This is a genomic window from Cytobacillus oceanisediminis, from assembly GCF_003182355.1.
Classification (GTDB): domain Bacteria; phylum Bacillota; class Bacilli; order Bacillales; family Cytobacillaceae; genus Cytobacillus; species Cytobacillus oceanisediminis_A.
The window spans coordinates 22744-47034 of sequence record NZ_QGTW01000003.1 but is presented as its reverse complement, the minus strand read 5'-3'; the positions used below and the strand labels follow the sequence as shown (position 1 = coordinate 47034).

Here is a 24291-nt window from a genome sequence, read left to right as displayed (position 1 = left end):
GCCCCGCGGTTCGCTGAGCATCCTGGAGCGGAAATCAACCTCTCTCACTTAGCAACAAAGTTTGCGAAAACAGCCTAAACTAAAGGCTAACTTTTTCTCTTTTTACGAATGTGAATGCAATCGTTCTTTTTTCAGCAGATCTTGCTGTTCATCAACTGCCATTCCGTCCTGCTGGACAATTAGTGTTCGGGTAGGGAATGCGACTTCTACACCTTCTTCTTCAAGCAAGTCCATAATCCTGAAATTAACATCCTCCTTGATGTTTAAGTACTCAGCAAATGTAGTGACAGTTGTGAAGAAGTACAGGTATATATCCAGGCTGGAATCGTTAAAACGATCAAATTTAACAAGAATTGTATCGTTATGAATGTCTTTGTGGTCAATGAGCATCTGCTCGATTCTCCTCACCAATTTTTCAAGCTTAAGTTTTGGTGTAGTATAGGTAACGCCAAGATGGAAAGCAATCTGCCTTTTACCCATTTTGGACCAGTTGATGATTGGTTCGTTGGCAAGCGTTGAATTGGGGACCGTTACAAGAGCCTGGGCGAACGTTCTGATTTTCGTACTTCTAAAGGTAATATCCTCAACAGTTCCTTCCACACTTGGAGTTTTAATCCAATCCCCGATAGTAAAAGGCTTTTCTGTCACAATGACAACTCCGCCAAAAAAGTTACTGACCGTTTCTTTTGCAGCAAGCGCGAAAGCCAATCCGCCAAGTCCCAAACCGGCAATAAATCCATTGATGTTATAGTTCCATTCCTCTGCAATAATTGTAATGCCCAATACAACGATAATCAGTTTTGCAATCTTCGTTATAAAAGGAATAACAATCCGATCGACATCAATGTCGAGCTTATTCATGAGGCGGGGGAAAATGATCGTAATGGTTGAACTTAAATTAAAAAGGCCCCAGGTGATCAATAAAACAAAGAGTGTCCGGAAAATCTGTGTTTCCCGGTTATCGGCAATAAGATCATAAGGGAAGAATTTAAGAGCAAGCTGAAGTCCAATGATGACGAAAAGCAATCTAACGGGCTTTTCAAATGCAATTAAAATATTTGCTGCCGTTTCGACTTTCCTCTTTTGCATAAAAGAGAGAATCATTTTAAAAACGTAAGTTGTAAAAACCTTTCTCAGTGCTAAAAACAGTAAAAGGATACCTGCTGAGATGCCTATCCGCACCCATGTATTTTCTAAATTAATAAAATCCATTCATTATCCTCCATATCTAAGGTACTATGCTGACAGTCGAAGAAATAACCCGATTACTTTACCATCTTTTTAAAAATAGTTTAATAGTGAAAAAGGTTTATTTTTATTGGATTTTAACGTAATTAGCAGCAGGGAATCTTTTTCATGCTAGCAGACAAACAAAAATAGAAGTAAGTCCAAAGATATTCTTTATAAAAGGTCTATACAGACGAAAAATTCCCACAGAAGTGTCTTTATAAGAAAACAAAAAAGGTACTTAGCCTAAATCAAAGATTTGGCATCAGAATGATGAATCCTCAGCCCTCCTGCGGGAAGGTTTCATCATTCTGAAGAAAAGTTATAAAATCGACACATCATTTTTTCAATTATGTGAACTTTTAAAAATTAGGAATGAAAACGTTTACACTTGTGGAGTATAAATTAATAAAGAAACCATTTCAAATTAGAATTGCACTGTTGTCCTGTCTGCAGCTTATTTTTAGGAAGGAGGAGAAGATGATGAGCTTTAATTTAAACAGGATTAATCCGAATCAGACCCAAGTCATGTTTTTCGATGGCCGATTTGAAACACTGACAAATGAAGAACTGGAAGAGCTGCTGTCGCAAACGGGAATTAGTGAAAAAGCAGAGGAACAGGAATCCAGTGTAACTAGTTAACAGCTGCCCAATTCGGTGCAGCTGTTTTTTCTTAACATAATAAAAAGCACTCGTTCAAAAGAGCAAGTGCTTTCACATCTGCTAAGCCTCCAGTAATTGGGACGATACTTGGGCTGTAACTCCTTGCCGCATAACATGCAGCATATATAAATCCTTTGGAATTTCATATAAATTGTATATATCGCCATTGGCATTTAATTGATCATACACAGACCTTCTTGTTTCATTTGCAAGAATGACATAAGGAAGCTTTTCTGCAGCTTTTTGCGAGCGGATATTTTCTTTTCGAATTCTCATGAAGATGGTTTCAATGCCTGTTTCATAAAAAAGCTCTTCAAAGAAAGCATCCTTGGCTAATTTGTTGTAGCCCTTCCCGTGGTAGGGTTTTCCTAGCCATGTACCTAAAAATCCTGCATTGTCCTGGATGTCGAATAAATTAATCGTCCCAATCGGAGCGCCCCATTCATCAAGAATTGTGCGTGAAATCAATTCACCGCGTTCTTCTGCTTCGATTGTCTGCTTTGTTATAAACATAAATTCATCATAGGAATTGGCTTTTTGGCGAACAAAAGGGAAGACATCAGGGTGCGTCATTAAATCATACAAAGCATGGCAGTCGTGAAGATCACGTTTCTTGAGCATAGGTTATCCCTCCAATTGAGGGCAGTCCTACTCCATGCCAAATAGAGCCTTCGGTCCACCCTCGAAATTTTTTATAATGTTGCAAAAAATTTCGGGGTGGGAATCGAACCCACTAGAACCAGATAAACCTGGTGGCGCACCATTTGCCTTCCCTATAACTATCGTTTCCGATATTTGATTGTCTGTCATTTTAGAAGCAAATTTTTCACTTCACTTAAGGTATAATACTAAAAAAAAATTAAAAAGGAAATAGGTTTTTTGATTATTTTTATTGCGATTTTATGTCAAATAACACCAGCAATTTTCGACAATAATTTACACATCTTTGAACGCAAAATTTCCTCCTATGATGGTCCATTTTGGCTTTGCCAAAAAATGAAAGGGATGGTGGCTCCATAGAACCAAATCAGCATCTTTTCCTTCTTCAATACTGCCCAGCTGGTTATCAATCCGCAAATTTCTTGCAGGCAGAATTGTAATGCCTTCCAGGGCTTTTTGCTCAGATAGACCCTCCCGGACTGCAATGGCCGCACACATATTTAAATACTGTACAGGCGTGTAAGGATGATCTGTTGTTATAGAGACTTCTACTCCATGCTCGGTAAGCTGCTGATAGGTTTTCCATGTTTTGTTTTTCAGTTCAACTTTTGACCGCCTTGTTAGAGTTGGACCAACAGATACTTTTAAATTTAGCCCTTCCAGCTCCTTGGCAATCAAGTGGCCTTCTGTACAATGTTCAATACGAAGATCCAAGTTAAATTCTTCAGCAAAACGGATGGCAGAAATAATGTCATCTGCTCGATGGGCGTGTATTCGGACTGGGATCTCCCTTTTTAATGCTTTTACAAGAGGTGCAAATCTTAACGCTTCCGGGTTATCACAATGAATCGCCTCATAAAAAGCTTCTCTAAGCATCCCCATTATGCCCATTCTGGTGATGGAATCTTTATTACCCTGGCTGTGAATCCGCTTGGGGTTTTCCCCAAGGGCGATCTTCAGTCCGGCTGTTTCCTGAATAATCATTTTTTGAATATTCTTTCCCGCGGTTTTTATAACAGAGGTTGTACCGCCAATAACATTGGCACTGCCAGGCATAATATGGGCTGTTGTTATTCCGTATTTCACCGCATCCGAAAAAGCAGGGTCCAGCGGATACACTCCGTCCATTGCCCTGATATGCGGGCAAAGCGGCTCAATTGTTTCGTTTGCATCGTTGCCGGCCCAACCGGTTCCTTCATCATAAAGGCCAAGATGTGTATGGACGTCTATGAAACCGGGGAGAAGGTGGAGGTTATTGCAATCAATAATTTTCACATTAGAATCAGTTTTAAGGTTTTTGCCAAGCTTTATAATTTTCCCATTCTCTATCAAAACGTCACCGTGAAAAGAAGCGGAAGTGACAGGGTAAATTTGTGCATTTTTTAATAAGGTTTTTGTCATAGTTTTCGTCCTTTAGTCCTGTAGTATTTTTTCTATTTTACAAAAATTGAACGAAAAGGGGTACAGAAATTTTTAAAATAGAACGTTTTCAGCAAGCGCTTTGTAATTTATGCAGGGCCAGGCTAAGTTGATAATATATAAGGTAGACGATATTTTTCTATCGTTGACAATATATATAGTCAGTTGATGCTTTTTCAGCCGAAGTTAATGATAAATGCTTCTCCAGCTTTAAAAGAGCGTGAAATCAGCCCATTTCACACTCTTTCTTTAATTTAATAATTTTTTTTCATTTTCTTACCCCTTTTTTACCGTTAAATCTATAAAGCGCCATTATTTTTTCCGCTTTTTATAAAGAAAATAAATTAAACCGGAAGAGAAGGCGAGAATAATAAGCGGCATAATAAAGGGCTTCGCGTACTCCTTAATATCTCTCCAATGAACTCCAAGTTCCATTCCCAACAATAAAAAGAGAACTGTCCATGGCACCATTGCAGCTATTGTATAAACTGTAAAAACAGAAAGCGGCATTTTGGCAATGCCGGCTGGGATGGAAATGGCATGGCGGATTACGGGGATAAATCTGGCTGTAAAGATAACCCCTGTCCCGTATTTCTCAAACCATTCTTCAGAGGCATCCAAATGGCTTTTCTTGATCAATAGATACTTCCCATACTTATCAAGAACAGGCCTTCCTCCGTATGCGCCAAGCCAGTATAAAAACAACTGCGCCAGGGTCCCTCCTGTAATCCCTGCAAGCAAGGCTCCGGCAAAGTGAATGTTGCCTGTACTTACTAAAAAGCCGCCATAGCTTAGGACTATTTCGCTTGGAATAACTTCAACCATTAGGCCAAGGGCAATTCCAGCATATCCTAGCTGGGAAAGCACTTCAAAAATATAGCTAATTACTTCTTTCAATATGAAAACCTCCCCAGCAGGATTTTAATGATGAATTAAAATATCCCAGTCATCTGCAGGATTAATACAGTAAAGCCTAAAATCCAGACGTAAACAGCAAACACCTTCAACGATTTTCTTTTTAAAAAATTGATCATCCAAACGACGGCCATATATCCAAAGAAAGCCGATGACAAGGTTGCCATAAGCATGCTGCCGAGGGTTACCGCTTCTGTATGGCCTGACATCATTTCGCCAAATTGGAGGACGATACCGCCTGCGATGGCAGGAATAGAAAGCAGAAAGGAAAAATAGGCGGCTGTTTCCCTGTCCAATTTCCGGAAAAGGCCAGCTGCAATGGTTAGCCCAGACCTGGATACTGCTGGAAAAATGGCGGCTGCCTGGAATGCGCCGATGAAAAGGGCATCCCCGTAGCTGATGCTATCCATCTTTTTGGCCCCTTTTTTTATGCTGTCAGACATCCAAAGAATGAACCCGGTAAACAAAAATTCCCATCCAATGGTAACCCCCGATTTTGAAATGGAATCGAACAGGTCACTAAGCAATAACCCGACGATTACTGCTGGGATTGTGCCGATTACAAGCAGCATTGATAACTTGCCAAACGGGTTCTTTAAAATTTGGAACAGTTCATGTTTGTAAACGACGAGGACTGCCAGCAGTGTTCCTATATGAAGCATGGTATCCAGGAACAGGCCTGCTTCGTCAAGCCCGAAAAGATGCCTCCCCAAGTACAAGTGGCCTGTACTGGAAATGGGCAAAAATTCCGTAAGTCCCTGGATGATCCCAAGAATAAAGGCTTCAAGCTTTGACATCATCTATATCACCTTCCTAAATGTATGAATAACAAAATTAGGCAATGGAACTGCAAAATGCCTGTCTGTATCATGTGTATTCAAGTTGTCCTAATCAAGAACTGAAAATCGGACTATTGCGGTTCAGGAAATACAGGCTTAAAAATTGGGCTATTTCAAAGCTCATTGTTGATTTTGGTCCTCTGTTGATTGGATCGGAAGGCATAAGATCGTTGAAAATGCATTCGCGTTTCCTTCGTGCGGTGTAAATTGGGGGAAGTATATCAAAGCAGCGGGAAGAGCGAGTCAAAGGGAGACCAAGCATGTTAAGTGCTTGAGGAGTTTCCGGACTGCCCGCGGAAAGCGGGTGCTGGGGCGGAAATCATAGTCAAGTTTAACAGAGCCAAAAATTAAAAATTCATGAAACCTTTTTGAATGAATAACGTAAATAATATAGAAGCAGGAATTATTATTTAATCTTAATAAGGATAAATTTTAGGAGGAAACAGAATGAACGATTTAAAAATGCCTTCCAATGATGAAAGGCTTTTAGCAGCTGCAATCTATGTAACCAGCTTTTTTACCACTTTTATCGGACCGCTTATTATCTGGCTTTTGAAGAAAAATGACTCGGAGTTTGTTGATTATCACGGAAAGGAATACCTAAACTTCCTGATTTCTTATACTGTTTATAGTGCAATCAGTGTCGTTTTAATGATTATTTTAATAGGAGTCATTACTATTTGGATCGTAGGGATTCTGGCCTTTATTTTCACGATCTTGGCTGCAGTCAAAGCATATGAAGGAAAGGAATACAGAATACCGCTGGTTTTCAGGATTTTGAAGTAATGGAGGAAGAGCCCAAGGCCTTTGCCACAGGGCTTTTTTTAATAGATAATAATAAGTATTGAATCCGTTATATTTTAGGTGAAAGGGGTGAGAAAATGACCAGGCTTGATAATAAAGAAAGAATGCTAAAGCTTATGGAGATTCTTAGGGAACAGACAGATGAAGAAAATGAGTATACCCTGGATGACATCACTGAATGCTTTAAAAAAGAATATGGTCCGGATGTAAAGCTGAATAAAAATTCTTTAAGAGATGATATTGAGCATCTAATCGAAGCGAAATTCGATATTACGGTCAATCAGGAAAAAGAAGGTATGCCGAAATATTATAGCCATCAATATCGCCTGTTTGAGCTCTACGAACTTCGGATGCTTATTGATGCTGTTGCTTCTGCCAGATTCATAACAAAAGATGAAACGAAACAGCTGATCCGCAAAATTAAAAAGCTCACAAGCATGCATCATGCAAAAAAACTGCACAATGAAATTTTGATTGATTCGTCCGTTAAAAGCGAGAGCAAAATGGTTCGCCTCGCAATCAACGACTTGCATGAAGCTATTTCCGAACGGAGAATTGTAACCTTTCAATATGGAAGATACAATATCAACAAGGAATTTGTTTTAAGCCATGATGGCGGGGAATACAAAGTAAAGCCATTGGCGCTTACATGGGTAAACGATTTTTATTATTTAATAGCTTATTATTTTTCAAAAGAGGAAATTCGCCATTATCGGATTGACCGGCTTCGCAATGTCAGTATTACGGATGAACAATTCCCATATGAGCCTTTTGATGTTTCCAAATATGTTAGCTCAACCTTTCATATGTATGCAGGGTCGGAAGAGTGGATAAAAATCCGATTCCATAATGATCTGATTAATGTAATTATAGATAAATTTGGAAAAGATGCAGATATACGCAAGCTGAATGACGAACATTTCATCTTAACAGCTAAGGCAATTGTCAGTGATGGTTTGGTAAAATGGCTGCTGAATTGGGGGAACCAGGCCAAAGTCCTTTCGCCGGCTTCTCTGGTTGATGAAGTAGTATATGAAATCCGCAATATGATGGCAGTATACGAAAACACAGGAGATTGGTCCATTTTTTAATATTTTCATAAACACTCTATTCATGGGAGTGTTTTTTTATTTGGCTGTAAAAGCTTTTAGCACACTTGATTGGAGAGGAAGGTGCAAGACCCTTCGAAAATGTATTCGCATTGCCTTCATGTGTTTATTCGAAGAAGCTCTTCCAAAGTCCTGGGGAAAAAAGCGTGTCAAAGGAAGACCCCGCAGGCGCAAGTAGCAGAGGGGCGTCGGACCGCCCGCGGTTCGCTGAGCTTCTTGAGCTTAATCAACAGGGAGATTTAAAAAAGCTTTTTATTTAATAAATTTTATTTTCCATTGAACGGTTTCTCGATCTTTACGTCATATAGATGACAAAAGAAAACGAGGGAGGAAATTAAATGGAAATACTAGAAGGCATTAATTGGGCACTTCTTGCTCCGTTTGTCATTGTACAGCTTATTTTAATGGTTGTTGCCATTTTTGATTTAGTAAGAATCGAAAAAGCTAATGGACCGAAATGGGTATGGGCTTTAGTCATTCTGTTTATTAATCTGCTTGGCCCGCTTATTTATTTCATCTTTGGAAGGAGAAGTTACTGATGCCTGTCGTAAGCATTAATGGATTAAAGAAAAGGTTTCAGGACCAGGAAGTGATTAAGGGGCTGGACTTCCAATTAACAGAAGGTAAGTGCGTAGCACTTCTTGGTGCTAACGGCGCAGGGAAGACAACGACTTTGAAAATGCTCTCGGGACTTATGAAGCCTGATTCCGGAACGATTGTTTTCGAGGGAGCAGAGAAAGGGGATTTTCGAAGTTTAATAGGCTATCTTCCCCAGTATCCTGTTTTTTATGACTGGATGACAGGCAGGGAATTTCTTGAATATACAGGTAAGCTTGCGGGGCTTACCAATAAAGTGGCTAAAGGAAGAGCACAGGAGCTTCTTGAGCTTGTCGGTATTGCTGATGCAAAAAATCGTCGTACCGGAAAGTATTCAGGGGGCATGAAGCAGCGGCTGGGTATTGCACAGGCCATTATCCACCGTCCAAAACTAGTAATGCTTGATGAACCTGTTTCTGCACTTGATCCATTTGGGCGCAGGGAAGTGCTTGAGCTTATGGAAAAGCTGAAAAAAGAAACAACCATTCTGTTCTCAACCCATATATTGAATGATGCGGAAGAGGTTTGTGAGGAAATTTTATTTCTCGATAATGGTAAATTGGTTGAAGCAGGGACCATGTCTCAACTGAAAAATAAACATCAGCAGGCCAAAATTGATTTGGTTTTTAAAGAAAACACTTCTCAATATGCCGAAGAAATATCTGCTCTTTATCCAGTTACCTCTATTAAAATTGATGGGGAAAAGGCAAGCTTGTTCGTTGAGGATATAGAAGGAGCAAAAAAGTTATTCTTAACAGAGATAGCTAGCCGTAACTTGCCTTTAATTAAGTTTGAGATAAGCAGAACCAGTCTTGAAGATGTATTTATGAAGGTGGTGCAAAAATGAAGCAATGGCTGACATTATATAAGAAAGAGCTTCTTGAAATGGTCCGGAATTATAAATGGATTTGGGTTCCTCTTACTTTTATTTTAATTGCTGTAAAAGAGCCGCTGACAATCTATTATATGCCTCAGATTATTGATTCGCTGGGCGGGATGCCGGAGGGGACGGTCATAGAACTCCCTGTTCCGACTGCGGGTGAAGCCCTTGCGGCAAGCTTAAGCCAGTATAATACACTCGGTGTACTAATTATTGTTTTAATTACAATGGGGGTAATAGCTGGAGAAAGGAAAAGCGGTGTAGCAGGAATAATATTAGTTAAGCCGGTATCTTATGCCCGTTTTGTAACAGCAAAGTGGGCTGGTGTTATGCTGCTTATATGGTTCTCCTATTTTTGTGGCTATTTTCTCTCCTGGTATTATGTGGGAGTCCTGTTTGAGTTTATTTCTTTCACAGAATTTATACAATCCTTTTTTGTTTATGGAATTTGGCTGACATTTGTTTTAACGATTACAATTTTTTTCAATAGCTTTTTACAATCGCCTGGTGCTGTTGGTTTTATCACTATTGGCATCATCATCCTATTAAGCCTGGTAAGCAGCTCCCTGTCACATTTGCTTGATTGGAGTCCTGCTTTGCTCTCTGCTTATACAAATACTTTTATAATGGGCAGCGGTTTCCCGGAAGAATTGATGCCGACCATTCTTATCTCCTTATTCATGATCATTCTGTCCCTTTTTTCATCTATAGCAATCTTCCGAACAAGAGAACTTGCCTGATGCAAATTCTCTTCTATTGGGCATATTTCTATATTGGCCTAAATTATTTTGATAGTATAGTTTTATAAAAAATGAAAGGAAGATTACCATTGATTAGTGAAACGGGTCTGGTTCTTGAAGGGGGAGGAATGCGGGGGGGCTATACTGCCGGAGTCCTCGAATATTTCCTGGAACAGGAGCTCTTTTTTCCCTATGTGATAGGCGTTTCTGCAGGTGCGTGCAATGCCGCTTCTTACTTATCCAAGCAAAAAGGCCGAAATAAAATTGTGAATGTAGATTATGTAACAGACCCGCGCTATATTTCATGGCGAAACTATTTTAAATCCCGTCAGTTTTTCGGCATGGATTTTATTTTTGATGAAATCCCCAATAAGCTCGTTCCCTATCACTATGATGAGTTTTATAAAAATCAATCTGAGTTTGTCATTGGAGCGACAGACTGCCATACGGGTGAACCGGTATATTTTAAGAAAGAAGACTATGGAAAAGACATACTGAAAATTTTAAAAGCATCAAGTTCTTTGCCTTTTATTGCACCGGAAGTAAACTTTCAAAGCCGTATTCTGCTGGATGGAGGAATCAGTGACCCAATCCCAATCAAGAAAGCCCAGCAAGACGGATTCAAAAAAAATATAGTCATTTTAACCAGAAACAGAGGATATTTTAAAAAACCATCAAAGTTCGAGTTTCTGGTTAGAAGGAAGTATCCGGATTATACAGGGCTTCAGAAAGCTTTATCAGCCCGTTATCAAATTTATAACGAAACACTTCGTTATCTTGAACAGGAAGAAAAGAAGGGAACCGTCTTAGTAGTTCAGCCTCAGGAACCATTAGCAGTTGGACGAATGGAAAGAGATCCCCGGAAATTAGAAAAGCTTTATCTGAATGGTTATGAGGATGCCAGAAGATCCTTTGAGAAAATTAAGCAATTTTAAATGACCGCATCCATTTAGGTGCGGTTTTTTAATTATTTGGTTCTGTTAAAGCTTATTGTTGTTTTTTAGCACCCTGTTGATTGGAGCGGAAGGCACGAGCTCCTCGAAAATGCATTCGCATTTTCTAACGACGAGGTGTTTCTTCGAGGATGCTTATTCAACGTCCTGCGGGAGTGCGGATCAAAGGGAGACCCCGCAGGAGCAAAGCGACGAGGAGCGTCGGACCGCCCGCGGAAAGGGAGTGCCTCGTGCTGAAATCAACAGGCAAATTTAACAGAGCCAATTATTTAAGAGCAGGAAGATAGAAGGGGATTTTCGACAAAGGTGAAATGGTTTTTCTTTTGGGAGGCAGTGAAAATAGGTTATAATAATCATTGTTTTTTTAATATATGGAATAAAATGGAATTTATATGTATTTTTAGTAGGGGGGAGATGGAGAATTAAGAAGGTCCGTGTCGAAATATGCAGATTGATAGAGAGAGAATATTGAATATAATGAAAATTAGGAATGATAAGGGGGTCTAAATAATGAATATGAAAAAGAGTGTCTTTGCAGGTGCATTAAGTTTAGCTTTGTGCGCCTCGACTGTGTTTGCTGGTGCAGCCACCATTGGACAAGCACAATCTGTTGAGAAGAAATATTTGGTGGTCTTCAAGGATGAATCAAAGCTTCCGGCAGGCTATACAGATTTAGTAAAGAAGGCTGGCGGTCAAGTAGAAAATAAGCTTGATAAACTAGGAGCTGTTGAAGTTACATCCAGCAATCCTAACTTCCTGAATGAAGTAAAAAAGTCCTCACTGGTTTCAGCTGCTGGAACTGAAAATGTAATTTATCCGGAAACACCAGCGGTAGAAGCAGATCTGCCATTGGAAAGTGCTGATTTATATAACGACCTTCAATGGGATATCAAACAGGTCACAAACAATGGCAAGTCATGGGGACTTCCAGGTGGAACCGGAAAAACTGCTTCTGGCGAAGATATCGTGGTGGGTGTTATCGATACTGGAATTGACTATACTCATCCTGATTTAAAAGATAACTATGCATACGGTAAGTCATTTGTTCCTGGCTATCCTGATGCTATGGATGAAAATAGCCATGGTACGCACGTAGCCGGTTCAATTGCAGCGAAAGGCAGAACAATGGGTGTCGGCCCTGACTTAAAAGTAGCGGCTTACCGTGTATTCGGCCCTACTGGCGGCGCAGCAACTTCCCACATTGCAGAAGCATTAATGACAGCTGCAGATGATAATGTCGATGTGGTGAACATGTCTCTTGGCGGCTATGACTGGTTCCAAAACCCGGATTATGCTACAAGTGAAACAGTTGCAGATGTGCAAATGTTCAACAGAGCCATCAAATATGCCATTCAAAAAGGTGTAACAGTAGTTGGTTCTGCAGGAAACAATGCTGTTGATTTAAAGAGCCCAGGACAGCTTTCCGGAACTGATGCTGGTGCAACACACAGGAGCCCCAGCAGCCAGTTGATGATCCGAGTGTCTGCGGGAGGAGCCTTAAAGAACCTTGCTTTCTATTCCAATTACGGTGTGGGTAAAATTGATGTAATGGCACCGGGAGGAGACTTGGGACCGAACTATGATCCTGCGACTGGAGCTGGCGGGGATAATACTTACCTTGCGTATTCTACTATCCCAGGCGGGAAATATGGCTATAAAGGCGGCACGTCAATGGCTGCTCCTAAAGTAGCGGCTGTAGCTGGTGTGATTATTGCCAAGCATGGCAAAGACCAAATCACGCCTGCCCAAGTTAAACAAATCATTCAGTCTTCTTCTGAAGACATCTTCGAGCCGGGCTATGATGCAAAATCCGGCCATGGATTAATTAACGCAGTCAGTGCTTTAAAATAAAAATTTAGAAAAGGGCTGGCGGAATTTCCGTCAGCTTTTTATTATGGCATACAACTATAAAAGGAGAAATTGTGAACTTTGCGACTAAACAATGAAACTTACGAAAAAATAGTAAAAAATAACGAACAAGCTCTCAAAATCCCCGAATAAAACTTCAGATTTTGCGAATGAATTTCAATTTTTCACACATAAGTCATCAAACATTGCAAAACATTTTCCTGCAAAAAATCCTTCCAAAATTCATTTTTACGAGATTTTATTAATAGAATATAGAAGAATCATATAAAGCAGGGAGACAAAACGATGAATATCCAGCAATATTACCGAAACACGGCTGACATTTCACTAAATAGCAGCCTTGCCGCACTTGTACCTCCTTCGTTTTTGTTAATATATGCAATAATTGCCGCTCCCCCGATCAATTTGTTTCTGTTCGTAACTCCCTTTGTTATTTATAGTTTTTTCTGCTATCAAATTTATTTGCTGAATAAGCAAAGGGCAGATGAGATAGTGGATAGGGGTTTATCCAGCAGCAGCCCATATGCACGGCCATTGCTTTCGCAATCTAATGCCCTGATTGCCTTTATGCCGGCGCCTTCTCTTAGAATGGTCATTTTTGACTCGGAAGGAAGGCGAAGAGGAGAAATCAGGGATATGCATATGTGGAAACTCCGATGGTTCTTGCCCTATTCCTTCGATTGTTTTTTTTCTAAAAAGCTGGGTATCTTTAATGATGCTGACGATCTTGAGGCCATAATCATTTTCAAGAAAACTAGAATAGAAATTTTGGATGGCAAAGGTTCAGCAAAGGAATTGATATTTTTCAAAAAAGAAGGACGAATTCTAATATATAAACATAACAATGAGAGATACTATATTCCTAAAACCTTCTTCTATACTGACTTACAAGTTTATAAAGGGGACTCCAATAGAATTGCCCGCTTTCGCAAAGGCTGGATGCCGCTCGACTGGGGGCAGCGTTTTAAGGATCCTAACACACCAGTGCTTTCCTTTGAAGCCGGAGTGGCTGCAGAAGAAAAAGTCAGGATATACGCTATTTTTGCCTGTATTTTTCATTATCGGAATCATTAAAAGGCAAAGTGCAGAAAGATGGATTCCCTATTCCCCGTATTGTATGATAGATTTAGCAAATGTACGGGAATAACAGTAATTTATATAGAGGTGTCCAAATGAAAAAGTTTTTGCTGGGAGCGGCAGTTATTGTCCTTTTGCTGTTTATTGTTGATAAAACAATTCTTAAGGATAAAGGGGTAGTAGAACAAGCTGAACAAATGCAAAAGTATGAAAAAATAGAAAATCCGGAAGATCTGCCTGTTGGGCTGGAAAAAGGAAATCTTGCTCCGGATTTTGAGCTGACAGATATGAATGGAAACCCTGTAAAGCTAAGTGATTTCAGAGGCAAGGCGGTCCTTTTGAACTTCTGGGCGAGCTGGTGCCCGCCATGCCGGGCGGAAATGCCGCATATGGAAAAGCTCTTTAATAAATATAAAAATGAAAATTTTGATATTGTTGCAGTTAATCTTACGAATACGGAGAAAAGCAGCGGGGATGCCGAGAAGTTTGTTGAAGAACTTGGCCTTACTTTTACCATACCAATGGATGAAAAAGGGGTTGTTGGTGCTGATTATGAAGTGCTTGCTTATCCTACAAGCTACTTTATTGATTCGGACGGTGTGATTAGAGCAAAAGTTCTTGGAGCATTGAATGAAGAATATATGGAGAAGGAAATCACGAAACTTCCATAACTATTGGAAATGCCGGAGAGCTGTGAACAGCTTTCCGGCTTTTTATTCAGGATTCTCCTGTTCGAGGCGATTAAGGATTGCTCTTTTACGGTAGAGCATCATTCCAGCTTCTGCAATATCATTAACAGCAGAACGATTAATGAAAGCTCCAAATAGAAGTCCGGCAATCGGGATTATCTGAAAGAGCTTTTTCCAGCCAATCTGGTCCCGATAGGAAAATACAACCTCTTTCCAGCCCTGAAGCTCAGAAACAACTTCTCTTTTAGGCGCATCTGCATTAGAGTCAAACATGGAAAGCTGATGTAAAATGGCTTTCTTGCCAACGATATCAGAGGATACAAATTGCAAAATTTTGACGATGAACATTCTTTCATTTTTATCAGCAGGATCAAAGCCGTAACAGATAGCTATGTCCTGCAGTGTTTTTAGCTGAATGCCGAGGAGAAGGGGAATGTCAATGGTTAGAGTAAAAATTCCTCCGATCCCTGTACTGGCCCCTTGAAATGCCGCTGCTCTTTTCCGGTTGGAGGACAGTCTGGCAGCAGCTTCATCGATTCTTGCAATAGGCAGGCTTTCGACATCTTTTAAAGTATAAATATTTTGGTCAGAATAATAACTTTTTAAAGAGGATACCGAGCTTAAATACCTGCCTCCTGATTGGATGTATGTTCCTAGCTCATCAATCATTACCCCAACCTTTTTCTGTATGAATTCGGGTGTGTATTTGTCAATGAGTTTGAAAGGAAGCCGCCCGAGCTTCTCCCATAACCATAAGTCACTCTGGTCTTTTTCCCAGTCTTCGCATTTTTTTAACTCGATTTTTAAATGCTCTCTCGTTTCAATCATATATTTAGCGCCCTTTCAATTACTTGATAGCATTAATACGTTCAATGGCCACAAAAGTTTCAATTTATTTAGCCATTTCTCTTTGTATATTCCGATAATTCGTGATAAGATTCTTATAATAGAATAGGATTTCCTTCGGGGCAGGGTGAAATTCCCAACCGGCGGTAATGAGGGTATGCCCTCTAAGTCCGTGACCCGGTTTTGTTATTAGACAGAGACAGTAAGTTTAAGCGTTGAGATTCGATTACTGTCTAGCTCCAGCGCCTACCCCCTCGAGATCATAAGCTAATCCTCCCAAAAAGGCAAAGAACGCCTTTCCGTGAGGCTCGTCTTGTGCATATCGGGGGTGAGCGAGGCGCTTGCGCTTTTCTAATGAAAACGGTGGATTTGGTGAAATTCCAAAGCCGACAGTGAAAGTCTGGATGGGAGAAGGAATGATTAGCAGTTTGCGTTTAAAAAAGAAGTGATTAAACGCTTATTTCGTCATGTGATTTTTTGCCCCGTAGCACCTTTTGGTGTACGGGGTTTTGCCGTTTTTAAATACTTACTTGCTGAACTGGAGAAAAAATTAAGGAAGGAGGCTGAATATAAGTTGCTCGATATTGATTATATGAAATTAGCCTTAAGCTTGGCAGCTGCAACGAAAGGGCAAACAAGCCCGAATCCCCAGGTGGGTGCTGTGGTTGTTAAAAATGGCGAAATACTCGGGATGGGCGCTCACCTTAAAGCAGGAACTCCTCATGCAGAAGTCCATGCTATTGCTGCAGCTGGCGAAAAGGCCAGAGGAGCTGATATTTATGTTACGCTTGAGCCGTGCAGCCATTTTGGAAGAACACCACCGTGTGCTGATTTAATTATTAACTCAGGCATTAAAAGGGTATTTATCGCTTCTGTGGATCCAAATCCGCTTGTGGCGGGTAAAGGTATCGCCAGGATGCAAGAGGCTGGCATAGAAGTTGTTACCGGTCTTTTACAACAAGAAGCAGACGTTCTTAATGAACCATTTTTTCATTTTATAAAAACAAAGACACCATACGTAACGATTAAAGCAGCGTCATCTTTTGATGGGAAAACGGCTGCAAAAACAGGTGACAGCAAATGGATTACCTCTCCAGAATCCAGGCAGGATGTCCACCGGCTACGGCATGAACATGACGCAATATTGACAGGTGTAAATACCATCATTCACGATAATCCCCTTCTAACCGCCAGGCTGCCCCAAGGCGGACGAAATCCCATTCGAATCGTATTAGATACAAATTTAAGAATCCCGGCCGACTCCAATGTCATTCGTGATCAGGCTGTGAAAACCATAATTTATACAGGGTCCGAAATAGACAAATCAAAGGCTGAAGAAATTAAAATTTTTGGCGTTGAGATTTTCTCTTTTCCTTCCAGGCATGTTCCTATAGTTGATGTTTTAAAAGATTTGGGAGAAAGAGGCATAATGACTCTTTTTGTTGAAGGAGGTTCAGAAATCCACGCTTCATTTATAAAAAACAGTGCTTTTCAGCAAATTATTCTTTATATGGCTCCCAAAATAATAGGCGGAAAAGAAGCAATTCCTTTTGTAGGTGGAAGTGGAGCTGATTATGTAAAAGAAGCGCCTCACCTGGAATTTGTAAAAGTTGAAAGGATAGGCGGCGACCTTAAAATTATAGCAAAACCTCTAAGGAAGGAGGCAACCGATTAATGTTTACAGGAATTATTGAAGAGCTGGGCACTGTAAAGAAAGTAGTGCAGCGGGGGAAAGCGATGGAACTGGCTATTCACGCCTCTAAAATATTAACAGATCTTCAATTGGGAGACAGCATAGCCGTAAATGGCGTGTGCCTAACAGTAACGGAATTTACAAAAGACGGATTTTCGGCTGATGTAATGCCGGAAACATTCAAAAGTACTTCCCTATCAGCCATTAAGGAACGCACAAAGGTTAACTTGGAGCGGGCGATGTCAGCCAATGGCCGATTTGGTGGGCATTTTGTGACAGGCCATGTAGATGGCACCGGCAAGATAATGAAAAAATCAGCAAGTGAAAATGCGATCTATATTCAGATTTCGGTTCCGCCGGAGTTGAGCCACTTGCTTGTCATGAAAGGTTCCATTGCTGTGGACGGCATCTCCCTGACTGTCTTTGGCAATGAGGAGAATACAGTTACGGTGTCAATCATCCCGCATACGGCCAGTGAGACGGTTCTAGGCTTCAAAAGTGTGGGAGATGTCGTCAATCTTGAGTTTGATATGCTTGCCAAATACCTGTATTCCTTTATGAATAAACAGCAGGAACAAGCAGCGCCCAAAAAAGGAATATCAGAGCAATTTTTGCAGGAAAACGGCTTCTTATAAAACCTAGGAGCAGAAGGAGGGGGCAGTGATATGTTCAGTGAAATTAAAGATGCTTTAGAAGATTTAAAAGCAGGAAAAGTCATAATTGTCTGTGATGATGAAGATAGGGAAAATGAAGGAGACTTTCTGGCTATTGCCGAATATGCGAAGCCTGATACCATCAATTTCATGGCAAAAGAAGGAAGAGGTTTGATTTGCGCTCCCATAACCGAGGATTTGGCTGAAAAGCTGGAATTGAATCCAATGGTAGAAGTGAATACTGACAGTCATGGAACAGCTTTTACTGTAAGTATTGACCATGTAAAAACAACAACAGGAATCAGTGCATTTGAGCGTGCTTTTACAATAAAGGAAATGCTGGAAGACGATGCTGAACCTTCTGACTTTTCCCGTCCAGGACATGTTTTTCCGTTAGTAGCGAAAAAAGGCGGAGTTCTAAGGCGTGCAGGCCATACAGAGGCTGCTGTCGACCTTGCCCGTCTCGCCGGAGCTAAACCAGCCGGGATTATTTGTGAAATTATGAAAGATGACGGAACAATGGCAAGAGTGGATGATCTTGAAAAAGTGGCAGAAAAGTTTGAGTTAAAAATGATTACCATTAAGCAATTGATTGAATATCGATTGAAGCATGATTCGATTGTGAAAAGAGAAGTGGAAATCCAGCTGCCAACAGAGTTTGGAGATTTTAGAGCTGTAGGCTATACAAACACTGTTGATGGAAAAGACCATGTTGCTTTGGTAAAGGGAGAAATCGACGAAGATGAACCTGTTTTGCTTCGGGTCCATTCGGAATGCCTTACTGGCGATGTATTCGGTTCTAACCGCTGTGATTGCGGGCCTCAGCTTGAAGCGGCCTTAACGCAGATTGAAAAAGAAGGCAGAGGGATTCTCCTTTATATGAGGCAGGAAGGACGGGGCATCGGCCTGATTAATAAAATGAAAGCCTATAAGCTTCAGGAAGAGGGCTATGATACAGTCGAAGCTAACCATAAGCTGGGCTTCAAGGATGACCTGCGTGATTATGGAGTCGGAGCTCAAATTCTTAGAGATTTAGGCGTTAAAAAAATGCGGCTATTAACGAATAATCCGCGGAAAATAGCAGGTTTGGGAGGCTACGGGCTAGAGGTGGCTGAACGCGTTCCGCTGCAAATGCCTGCCAAAACAGAGAATGAAAATTACTTAAAAACGAAAAAGTCCAAGCTGGGACACTTATTACAATTTTAAGGGAGCGGTAAAGAGATGAAAAAAGTAATTGAAGGACATTTAGTAGGGACAGGATTAAAAATGGCTATTGTGGTTTCACGTTTTAATGAATTTATTACAGGCAAGCTTTTGAGCGGAGCAGAGGATGCGCTTAAGCGCCATGGTGTAAACGAAGAAGATGTAACAGTTGTTTGGGTTCCAGGAGCATTTGAAATTCCGCTTGCAGCCAAGAAGCTATCGGAATCAGGTAAATATGATGCTGTTATTACACTTGGAACAGTTATCCGTGGAGCGACACCACACTTTGACTATGTCAGCGGTGAAGTGGCAAAAGGAGTAGCTGCAACTGCTATGCAAAGCGGTGTACCTGTAATATTTGGCGTTCTGACAACCGATACAATTGAACAGGCGATTGAACGTGCAGGAACAAAAGCCGGAAATAAAGGCTGGGAAGCAGCTGCAGGTGCCATTGAAATGGGTAACCTTTATAAACAATTATCACAGATTGACGGGTAGTAATAGCCCCGCATTTAGATTTGAAGAAAAAAGAAGGATAAGCGGGAAAACTGCCCGTAAAGGCCCGACTATCAGAACTCAGACTAAAGGCGCTGCTTCCTCTCAAAAGCTGCCGCTTTTGGTCGTGGGATGAATCGCTGCTGCAGCTTTCCTCGTCCTGTCAATTTCTGAGTGACCCCTTATCGTGCGGGCCTTAACTTACCATCAATGTTGGAAGTTTCACTTTATCTGAATAGACGTCTGACCTTTCTATTGGCAGACAGCTTATTTTTTGTTAAAATACTGTTTGTGGCTCACCTGATTTTTCAGGCTCCTCTTCGGCGTGAAGAGACCAGCCTATCGGGGAGAGCGGGTAGGGAGAGGGCTAATTGAATAGATAGGTAGTATATATGAACAAGTGGTTTAACCACCTTTTTCAACTCGATTCAAATGGGACAACTGTAAAAAGGGAGGTAATGGCTGGAGCAATCGGCTTTTTTACGATTGTCTATATCATTGCTGTTAACTCTCTGATTCTCTCAGAAGCAGGAATACCTCTGGAAGCAGCTATTCTGGCTACGATTTTGACGTCGGTTGTCGGTTGTCTGATTATGGGATTCTGGGCGAATGTTCCGATCCTCCTTGTGCCTGGAATGGGGATAAATGCTTTATTCTCATACACAATGGTTCAATCCATGGGTCTTTCCTGGCAGGAAGCATTGGCTGTTGTCTTTATTTCCGGTCTTATCTTTGTATTCGTGGCTTTCTCGCGTTTCGCAAAGACATTAAGCGAATCCATTCCGCAATCACTCAAAGAAGCGATCACGGTGGGATTGGGGCTTTTCTTAATGCTGATCGGACTTGAAAAAGGCGGAATCGTTGAAAAAGGTACAAACTCCATCATTGCTCTTGGAGAACTTGGAGATCCGCAGGTACTGGCAACCATTTTAACCTTCTTGCTTGCAATCATTTTATTCATGCGAAATGTACCTGGCAACTTTTTAATTACAGTTGTAGCAGGCACTTTAATTGCATGGGCTTTTGGCCTAATAGAAGTGCAAAGTTCAGAGGGAAAATCGTTCTCGGTTTCAGATTATATGGAAGTCTTCGGAGCGATGTCATTTGAAAGTGTTCTTTCCATTACTTTCTGGGTCGCTGTGTTTTCTTTGACCATGGTGCTCGTATTTGAAAATATTGGATTGGTTCATGGGCATGTAGGCTTTATAAAGAGGCCAGAACAGTTTACTCGCGCCTTTCAGGCAAATTCGGTTTCAGCATTATTATCCGGTATTTTTGGCACAAGCCCGACTGTTTCGACTGTGGAAAGTGCAGCCAGCATGGCAGCAGGAGGCCGGACGGGATTGACTACCGTTACAACAGGTTTGTTGTTTCTGGTATCGGGATTCTTTATACCAGTCATAAAGCTGATTCCTAATAGCGCAATTGCACCCATTTTAATCATTATTGGCGGTTTAATGCTTCAAAATATCCGCCATTTGGATTTAAAAGATTTAAGTGAAAGCTTTCCGGCATTCTTCATTATTGCTATGATTCCTTTCACGTACAGCATTGCAGATGGTATAGCAATTGGTTTTATTCTATATCCCATTCTTAAAGTTTCGATTGGACGAGCAAAGGAAGTCTCCGTTGCGCTATATGTAATTGCTGCGCTTTTCTTGTTTAACTTTGTTTTTCATGTCATTAGTTAATATATTGAAAGGATGCCCGGAAAAGGGCATCCTTTTTTCATGCTTTGCTGATTATAGATTCCTCAGTACTTTCAGGTAAAAATGTTTTTTCCTAAGTGACAAAATGTGAGCTCTTTCCAGTGAAAAAAGAATTATTTTTGCGAAAGATCATATTTTTTTGTTATTTCAACAAGTTTCGACAGACATATAAAAGCTGTTTGGATAGAATGAGAATACAAAAATACGGCAATAGTTAGTTTCCGGAGGTATGAGGATGGAAGTATTTGTTGCGCGGCAGCCAATATTTAATGCAAAAGAAGAGGTTTTTGGTTATGAACTTCTTTACAGAAACAATCAGGATAATACTTTTCCAGACATAAATGGAGACCAGGCAACAGCAGAGGTCATTATTAATAGCTTTTTGAATATTGGAATTGACCAGTTGTCAGATGGCAAGCCATGCTTTATAAATTTCACCGAAAAATTGCTTAAATTGAGGCTGCCTACATTTTTTAGGCCCCGGGAAATCGTTGTTGAAATCCTGGAAACTGTTGAACCCAGCGAGGAACTAATTCACGTATGCAAGGAACTGAAAGGGCTTGGCTACAAAATTGCACTTGATGATTTTGTTTTTAATGAAGGCAATCCCTATGCAAGCAGGCTTATAAAATATGCAGATATTATTAAGGTGGACTTTCTCCATACTCCGAAAAATATACGCGAAAGAATTGAAATGCTCGTTAAAAAGCTGAATATTAAAATGGTCGCTGAAAAGGTCGAAACAAGAGAAGAATACGAGGAAGCGAGAAAAAAAGACTATGCTTATTTTCAAGGTTATTTCTTTTCCAAGCCTGTTATCATGTCAACACATGATGTACCTGCTTATTTTCACTCTTATTATGAAATGATTCAAACCCTTTCCAGCGCAGAACCAAGCCTAGACCGTATTACAGAGTTAATTGAAAGAGATATCTCACTTTCATATAAACTGCTTAAATTAATAAACTCGCCGGCATACAGGCCAAAGCAGAAGATTAATTCGATCCGTCAGGCGATTCTTCTTCTAGGACTGATTGAACTCGAAAAATGGATTTATATATTGGCTGTAAGGGAAACAACCAGCCAAAAATCAGAAATGGCTAAAGAACCAATAAGATTATCTATGACCCGAGCGAAAATGTGCGAGGAAATTGAAAGGCTAAAATCAGGTAATAACCCTTTATCCAGCTATTTTATGACAGGAATGTTCTCATTGATGGATTCGCTATTAAGTATTCCGATGAATCAAATTTTGTCTGGCCTTCCTCTGCAGGATGATATTTGTGAAGCCCTAAACGGAAGGGACAATATGCTAAAAGAGGTTCTTGACCTTGCGGTTGCTGTGGAAAAAGCGCAATGGGGCACAATCAGTGAAAAATGCAAGAAGCTGAACATTGATGAAAAAGATCTTTTTAAAATTTATGCTGAATCATTGAATTGGTCCAATAAATTGCTTAACCCGGAAAATATCTTTCAATAATGGACTGTCTGCAGGGGCCTATCTGCAGGCTTTTTTTCTTATGTTAAATCTCAATGTTGATTTTAGCACTGGGTTGATTGGAGTAGAAGGCGAGACTCCTCGAAAATGCATTTGCATTTCCTTTGTGCGGTGTTTATTGGAGGATGCTTATTCAATATCCTGCGGGAAAAGCGTGCCAAAGGGAGACCCCGCAGGTGAGTAATGCACCGAGGAGCGCCGGACCGTCCCGGTTTACTGAGCTTTTTGAGCGGAAATTAATAGGCTAGTTCAACATAGCTTTCATAAAAACGATTTTTGCGGCCGGATATACCTTTTTATTTCGGCAGCCATTTTTCTTTTAACAGATAAGGGGATTTCAGCAGCTGCAAGGTCTTGAGCATTAGGAAAGATTCCATGGTCATTGAATTTTGCCCGGATAACTCCTTCAAATACGGGAGCTTTATTGAAGAACGCTGTTGTTTCGATAAGGGCAATCTTTTCGTTAATGGGGCCGTCCATTTCGTCAATCTGCTTAATAAAAAATTTGAACGTATAGAGTTCAGTGTTTATGGCAGTCACCTCCCTGGGGTGCAGCGGAAGAATCGTATTCCCCAAATAGTATATTATTAATATAATATAGAAAACTATTATTGAATAATAAATGATTTTATGGCACTCTTACTATAAGTTAATTGAAATGGTTTGGAGGTTTTACTTTGAAGATCGACCTTATTAAATGCCACGGCTCAGGAAATGATTTCTTTATTATAGATGAAATATCCAACACATATGATTTTATAGAAGAACAGCGGGCCGAGCTGGCAAAGGCGTTGTGTGACCGCAGTACGGACCTCGGTGCTGATGGTATTCTCTATGTATTGAAAAGTGAAAAGGCAGACGCAAGGATGAGGGTGTTCAATCCGGACGGCTCTGAAGCTTCCATGTGCGGAAATGGGCTGCGCTGTGTAGCCCGTTATGTATGTGAACTTTTTGGTTTGAAGGAAGCGATCATTGAGACAATGAAAGCGGATCTGCAGGTGAAAAAGCAGGAAGATATTTTTGAAGAAATTCCTACTTACCTGGTAGAAATTTCACCGGTATCTTTTAACTTGGAGGACCTGCCGCTTAACCTTGAAAAAGAAACACTAATAAATGAAAAAATCAGCAAAATCTCTGAAGAATTAACTTTTACAGCTTTAGCAGTCCCGAATCCTCATTTTGTTTCAATTGTTGATAAGGAGCATATTTCCTACGATTTGCAAAAAGATATAAGCGAATACTTGAACGGACCGAATGAATTTTTCCCTGATGGCGTGAATGTCAGCTTTGTAAAACCGCTAAAAAAAGGCCATATTTATGTCCGGACATTTGAACGCGGTGTTGGTTTTACCAATGCATGCGGGACGGCAATGTCCGCTTCAACACTAGTTACCTGCATGAATGGCCTAAATGAAATAGAGGAACCCGTTGAAGTTTATAATAACGGCGGAAAGGTGCGCTGTGTCGTTCATGAGAAAAATGGAAGGCAGTATATTGACTTAATCGGGAATGCCAGCTACGTATACCGCTCTAAAGTAGATGTGAATATGGAAAATCCGGCTGAATTTACCCTGTCGCCTAAAGTGGAATTCGCTGATGAAATAAAACAGTATGCAAAGCTTCAGGAATATGCACAGCAATTTTTAAAAGAATGGATGTAGGATAAGGCGCAAGCCTTATCCTTTTTTAGCTATGTTTAACTTTAATAACATACTAAAGCGATAATGAATCTTTTAAATATGATCTCGCTGAA

Annotated in this window: 24 protein-coding genes; 17 read left to right on the top strand and 7 right to left on the bottom strand. The window is 40.5% G+C overall.

From position 1 onward, the window contains the following. Positions 1-102 precede the first annotated feature (102 nt). Complete coding sequence (locus DFO73_RS06935) at positions 103-1212, bottom strand: mechanosensitive ion channel family protein (protein ID WP_110064058.1); 1110 nt, start codon at positions 1210-1212, stop codon at positions 103-105. Between the two features lie 498 nt (positions 1213-1710). Here DFO73_RS06935 and DFO73_RS28500 point away from each other — a divergent pair, with 498 nt between their 5' ends. After that, the gene (locus DFO73_RS28500) at positions 1711-1869 is read left to right on the top strand and encodes a hypothetical protein (RefSeq protein WP_219993426.1); all 159 of its coding nucleotides are present in this window, start codon (positions 1711-1713) and stop codon (positions 1867-1869) included. 81 nt (positions 1870-1950) lie between these two features. Here DFO73_RS28500 and DFO73_RS06930 read toward each other — a convergent pair whose 3' ends face one another. From DFO73_RS06930 to DFO73_RS06915, 4 genes are all read right to left on the bottom strand, one after another. Next, complete coding sequence (locus tag DFO73_RS06930) at positions 1951-2511, bottom strand: GNAT family N-acetyltransferase (RefSeq protein ID WP_110064057.1); 561 nt, start codon at positions 2509-2511, stop codon at positions 1951-1953. Positions 2512-2826: 315 nt separating this feature from the next. Beyond that, entirely contained in the window at positions 2827-3951 is a 1125-nt protein-coding gene (locus DFO73_RS06925; protein ID WP_110064056.1) for an amidohydrolase, read from the bottom strand. A 330-nt stretch (positions 3952-4281) separates the two neighbouring features. Further along, complete coding sequence (locus DFO73_RS06920; protein ID WP_110064055.1) at positions 4282-4866, bottom strand: DedA family protein; 585 nt, start codon at positions 4864-4866, stop codon at positions 4282-4284. A gap of 35 nt (positions 4867-4901) precedes the next feature. Beyond that, entirely contained in the window at positions 4902-5681 is a 780-nt protein-coding gene (locus DFO73_RS06915; RefSeq protein ID WP_142669515.1) for an undecaprenyl-diphosphate phosphatase, read from the bottom strand. A 489-nt stretch (positions 5682-6170) separates the two neighbouring features. On the opposite strand from DFO73_RS06915, the gene DFO73_RS06910 reads away from it, so the two are divergent. The 9 genes from DFO73_RS06910 to DFO73_RS06870 all read left to right on the top strand — a co-directional run bounded on the left by DFO73_RS06910 (position 6171) and on the right by DFO73_RS06870 (position 14423). After that, the gene (locus DFO73_RS06910; RefSeq protein ID WP_110064053.1) at positions 6171-6509 is read left to right on the top strand and encodes a DUF4870 domain-containing protein; all 339 of its coding nucleotides are present in this window, start codon (positions 6171-6173) and stop codon (positions 6507-6509) included. A gap of 95 nt (positions 6510-6604) precedes the next feature. Then, entirely contained in the window at positions 6605-7618 is a 1014-nt protein-coding gene (locus DFO73_RS06905) for a helix-turn-helix transcriptional regulator (protein WP_110064052.1), read from the top strand. 356 nt (positions 7619-7974) lie between these two features. Then, a complete protein-coding gene (locus tag DFO73_RS06900) occupies positions 7975-8175 on the top strand; it encodes a PLD nuclease N-terminal domain-containing protein (protein ID WP_110064051.1) in 201 nt (66 codons plus the stop codon). Then, on the top strand, positions 8175-9080 hold the full coding sequence (locus DFO73_RS06895; protein ID WP_110064050.1) for an ABC transporter ATP-binding protein: 906 nt from the start codon (positions 8175-8177) through the stop codon (positions 9078-9080). The genes DFO73_RS06900 and DFO73_RS06895 overlap by 1 nt, the downstream gene beginning before the upstream one ends. Beyond that, positions 9077-9853 carry an ABC transporter permease gene (locus tag DFO73_RS06890; RefSeq protein ID WP_110064049.1) on the top strand — a complete coding sequence of 259 codons (777 nt, stop codon included), beginning with the start codon at positions 9077-9079 and terminating at the stop codon, positions 9851-9853. The genes DFO73_RS06895 and DFO73_RS06890 overlap by 4 nt, the downstream gene beginning before the upstream one ends. Before the next feature lie 89 nt (positions 9854-9942). After that, positions 9943-10788: a patatin-like phospholipase family protein gene (locus tag DFO73_RS06885; protein WP_110064048.1), complete on the top strand. Its 846-nt coding sequence runs from the start codon at positions 9943-9945 to the stop codon at positions 10786-10788. A 528-nt stretch (positions 10789-11316) separates the two neighbouring features. Then, positions 11317-12657 carry a S8 family peptidase gene (locus DFO73_RS06880; protein WP_110064047.1) on the top strand — a complete coding sequence of 447 codons (1341 nt, stop codon included), beginning with the start codon at positions 11317-11319 and terminating at the stop codon, positions 12655-12657. Positions 12658-12960: 303 nt separating this feature from the next. Then, positions 12961-13749, top strand: a complete 789-nt coding sequence (locus tag DFO73_RS06875; RefSeq protein WP_110064046.1) for a hypothetical protein — start codon at positions 12961-12963, stop codon at positions 13747-13749. 98 nt (positions 13750-13847) lie between these two features. After that, positions 13848-14423 carry a TlpA disulfide reductase family protein gene (locus tag DFO73_RS06870; RefSeq protein ID WP_110064045.1) on the top strand — a complete coding sequence of 192 codons (576 nt, stop codon included), beginning with the start codon at positions 13848-13850 and terminating at the stop codon, positions 14421-14423. Positions 14424-14465: 42 nt separating this feature from the next. Here DFO73_RS06870 and DFO73_RS06865 read toward each other — a convergent pair whose 3' ends face one another. Further along, the gene (locus DFO73_RS06865; RefSeq protein ID WP_110064044.1) at positions 14466-15269 is read right to left on the bottom strand and encodes an EcsC family protein; all 804 of its coding nucleotides are present in this window, start codon (positions 15267-15269) and stop codon (positions 14466-14468) included. A gap of 592 nt (positions 15270-15861) precedes the next feature. On the opposite strand from DFO73_RS06865, the gene ribD reads away from it, so the two are divergent. The 6 genes from ribD to DFO73_RS06835 all read left to right on the top strand — a co-directional run bounded on the left by ribD (position 15862) and on the right by DFO73_RS06835 (position 22520). Next, on the top strand, positions 15862-16962 hold the full coding sequence (gene ribD / locus DFO73_RS06860; protein WP_110064429.1) for a bifunctional diaminohydroxyphosphoribosylaminopyrimidine deaminase/5-amino-6-(5-phosphoribosylamino)uracil reductase RibD: 1101 nt from the start codon (positions 15862-15864) through the stop codon (positions 16960-16962). Further along, a complete protein-coding gene (gene ribE / locus DFO73_RS06855; RefSeq protein WP_110064043.1) occupies positions 16962-17615 on the top strand; it encodes a riboflavin synthase in 654 nt (217 codons plus the stop codon). The genes ribD and ribE overlap by 1 nt, the downstream gene beginning before the upstream one ends. A gap of 30 nt (positions 17616-17645) precedes the next feature. Next, positions 17646-18839 (top strand): bifunctional 3,4-dihydroxy-2-butanone-4-phosphate synthase/GTP cyclohydrolase II, encoded by a 1194-nt coding sequence (locus DFO73_RS06850; protein WP_110064042.1) that lies wholly within the window; start codon positions 17646-17648, stop codon positions 18837-18839. A 15-nt stretch (positions 18840-18854) separates the two neighbouring features. Continuing rightward, positions 18855-19334 (top strand): 6,7-dimethyl-8-ribityllumazine synthase, encoded by a 480-nt coding sequence (ribH, locus tag DFO73_RS06845; RefSeq protein WP_110064041.1) that lies wholly within the window; start codon positions 18855-18857, stop codon positions 19332-19334. A gap of 389 nt (positions 19335-19723) precedes the next feature. After that, on the top strand, positions 19724-21022 hold the full coding sequence (locus DFO73_RS06840) for an NCS2 family permease (protein WP_110064040.1): 1299 nt from the start codon (positions 19724-19726) through the stop codon (positions 21020-21022). A 253-nt stretch (positions 21023-21275) separates the two neighbouring features. Next, on the top strand, positions 21276-22520 hold the full coding sequence (locus DFO73_RS06835; RefSeq protein WP_110064039.1) for an EAL and HDOD domain-containing protein: 1245 nt from the start codon (positions 21276-21278) through the stop codon (positions 22518-22520). 279 nt (positions 22521-22799) lie between these two features. On the opposite strand, the gene DFO73_RS06830 is transcribed toward DFO73_RS06835, so the two are convergent. Further along, positions 22800-23018, bottom strand: coding sequence for a hypothetical protein (locus DFO73_RS06830; protein ID WP_258309291.1), 219 nt, complete (start codon positions 23016-23018; stop codon positions 22800-22802). Positions 23019-23215: 197 nt separating this feature from the next. On the opposite strand from DFO73_RS06830, the gene dapF reads away from it, so the two are divergent. Beyond that, positions 23216-24199, top strand: coding sequence for a diaminopimelate epimerase (gene dapF / locus DFO73_RS06825; protein WP_110064037.1), 984 nt, complete (start codon positions 23216-23218; stop codon positions 24197-24199). Positions 24200-24291 lie beyond the last annotated feature (92 nt).

Coding starts and splice junctions, on each gene's coding strand:
- DFO73_RS06935 (WP_110064058.1), bottom strand. CDS start 1,212: ATGGATTTTATTAATTTAGAAAATACATGGGTGCGGATAGGCATCTCA.
- DFO73_RS28500 (WP_219993426.1), top strand. CDS start 1,711: ATGAGCTTTAATTTAAACAGGATTAATCCGAATCAGACCCAAGTCATG.
- DFO73_RS06930 (WP_110064057.1), bottom strand. CDS start 2,511: ATGCTCAAGAAACGTGATCTTCACGACTGCCATGCTTTGTATGATTTA.
- DFO73_RS06925 (WP_110064056.1), bottom strand. CDS start 3,951: ATGACAAAAACCTTATTAAAAAATGCACAAATTTACCCTGTCACTTCC.
- DFO73_RS06915 (WP_142669515.1), bottom strand. CDS start 5,681: ATGTCAAAGCTTGAAGCCTTTATTCTTGGGATCATCCAGGGACTTACG.
- DFO73_RS06910 (WP_110064053.1), top strand. CDS start 6,171: ATGAACGATTTAAAAATGCCTTCCAATGATGAAAGGCTTTTAGCAGCT.
- DFO73_RS06905 (WP_110064052.1), top strand. CDS start 6,605: ATGACCAGGCTTGATAATAAAGAAAGAATGCTAAAGCTTATGGAGATT.
- DFO73_RS06900 (WP_110064051.1), top strand. CDS start 7,975: ATGGAAATACTAGAAGGCATTAATTGGGCACTTCTTGCTCCGTTTGTC.
- DFO73_RS06895 (WP_110064050.1), top strand. CDS start 8,175: ATGCCTGTCGTAAGCATTAATGGATTAAAGAAAAGGTTTCAGGACCAG.
- DFO73_RS06890 (WP_110064049.1), top strand. CDS start 9,077: ATGAAGCAATGGCTGACATTATATAAGAAAGAGCTTCTTGAAATGGTC.
- DFO73_RS06880 (WP_110064047.1), top strand. CDS start 11,317: ATGAATATGAAAAAGAGTGTCTTTGCAGGTGCATTAAGTTTAGCTTTG.
- DFO73_RS06875 (WP_110064046.1), top strand. CDS start 12,961: ATGAATATCCAGCAATATTACCGAAACACGGCTGACATTTCACTAAAT.
- DFO73_RS06870 (WP_110064045.1), top strand. CDS start 13,848: ATGAAAAAGTTTTTGCTGGGAGCGGCAGTTATTGTCCTTTTGCTGTTT.
- DFO73_RS06865 (WP_110064044.1), bottom strand. CDS start 15,269: ATGATTGAAACGAGAGAGCATTTAAAAATCGAGTTAAAAAAATGCGAA.
- ribE (WP_110064043.1), top strand. CDS start 16,962: ATGTTTACAGGAATTATTGAAGAGCTGGGCACTGTAAAGAAAGTAGTG.
- DFO73_RS06850 (WP_110064042.1), top strand. CDS start 17,646: ATGTTCAGTGAAATTAAAGATGCTTTAGAAGATTTAAAAGCAGGAAAA.
- ribH (WP_110064041.1), top strand. CDS start 18,855: ATGAAAAAAGTAATTGAAGGACATTTAGTAGGGACAGGATTAAAAATG.
- DFO73_RS06840 (WP_110064040.1), top strand. CDS start 19,724: ATGAACAAGTGGTTTAACCACCTTTTTCAACTCGATTCAAATGGGACA.
- DFO73_RS06835 (WP_110064039.1), top strand. CDS start 21,276: ATGGAAGTATTTGTTGCGCGGCAGCCAATATTTAATGCAAAAGAAGAG.
- DFO73_RS06830 (WP_258309291.1), bottom strand. CDS start 23,018: ATGGACGGCCCCATTAACGAAAAGATTGCCCTTATCGAAACAACAGCG.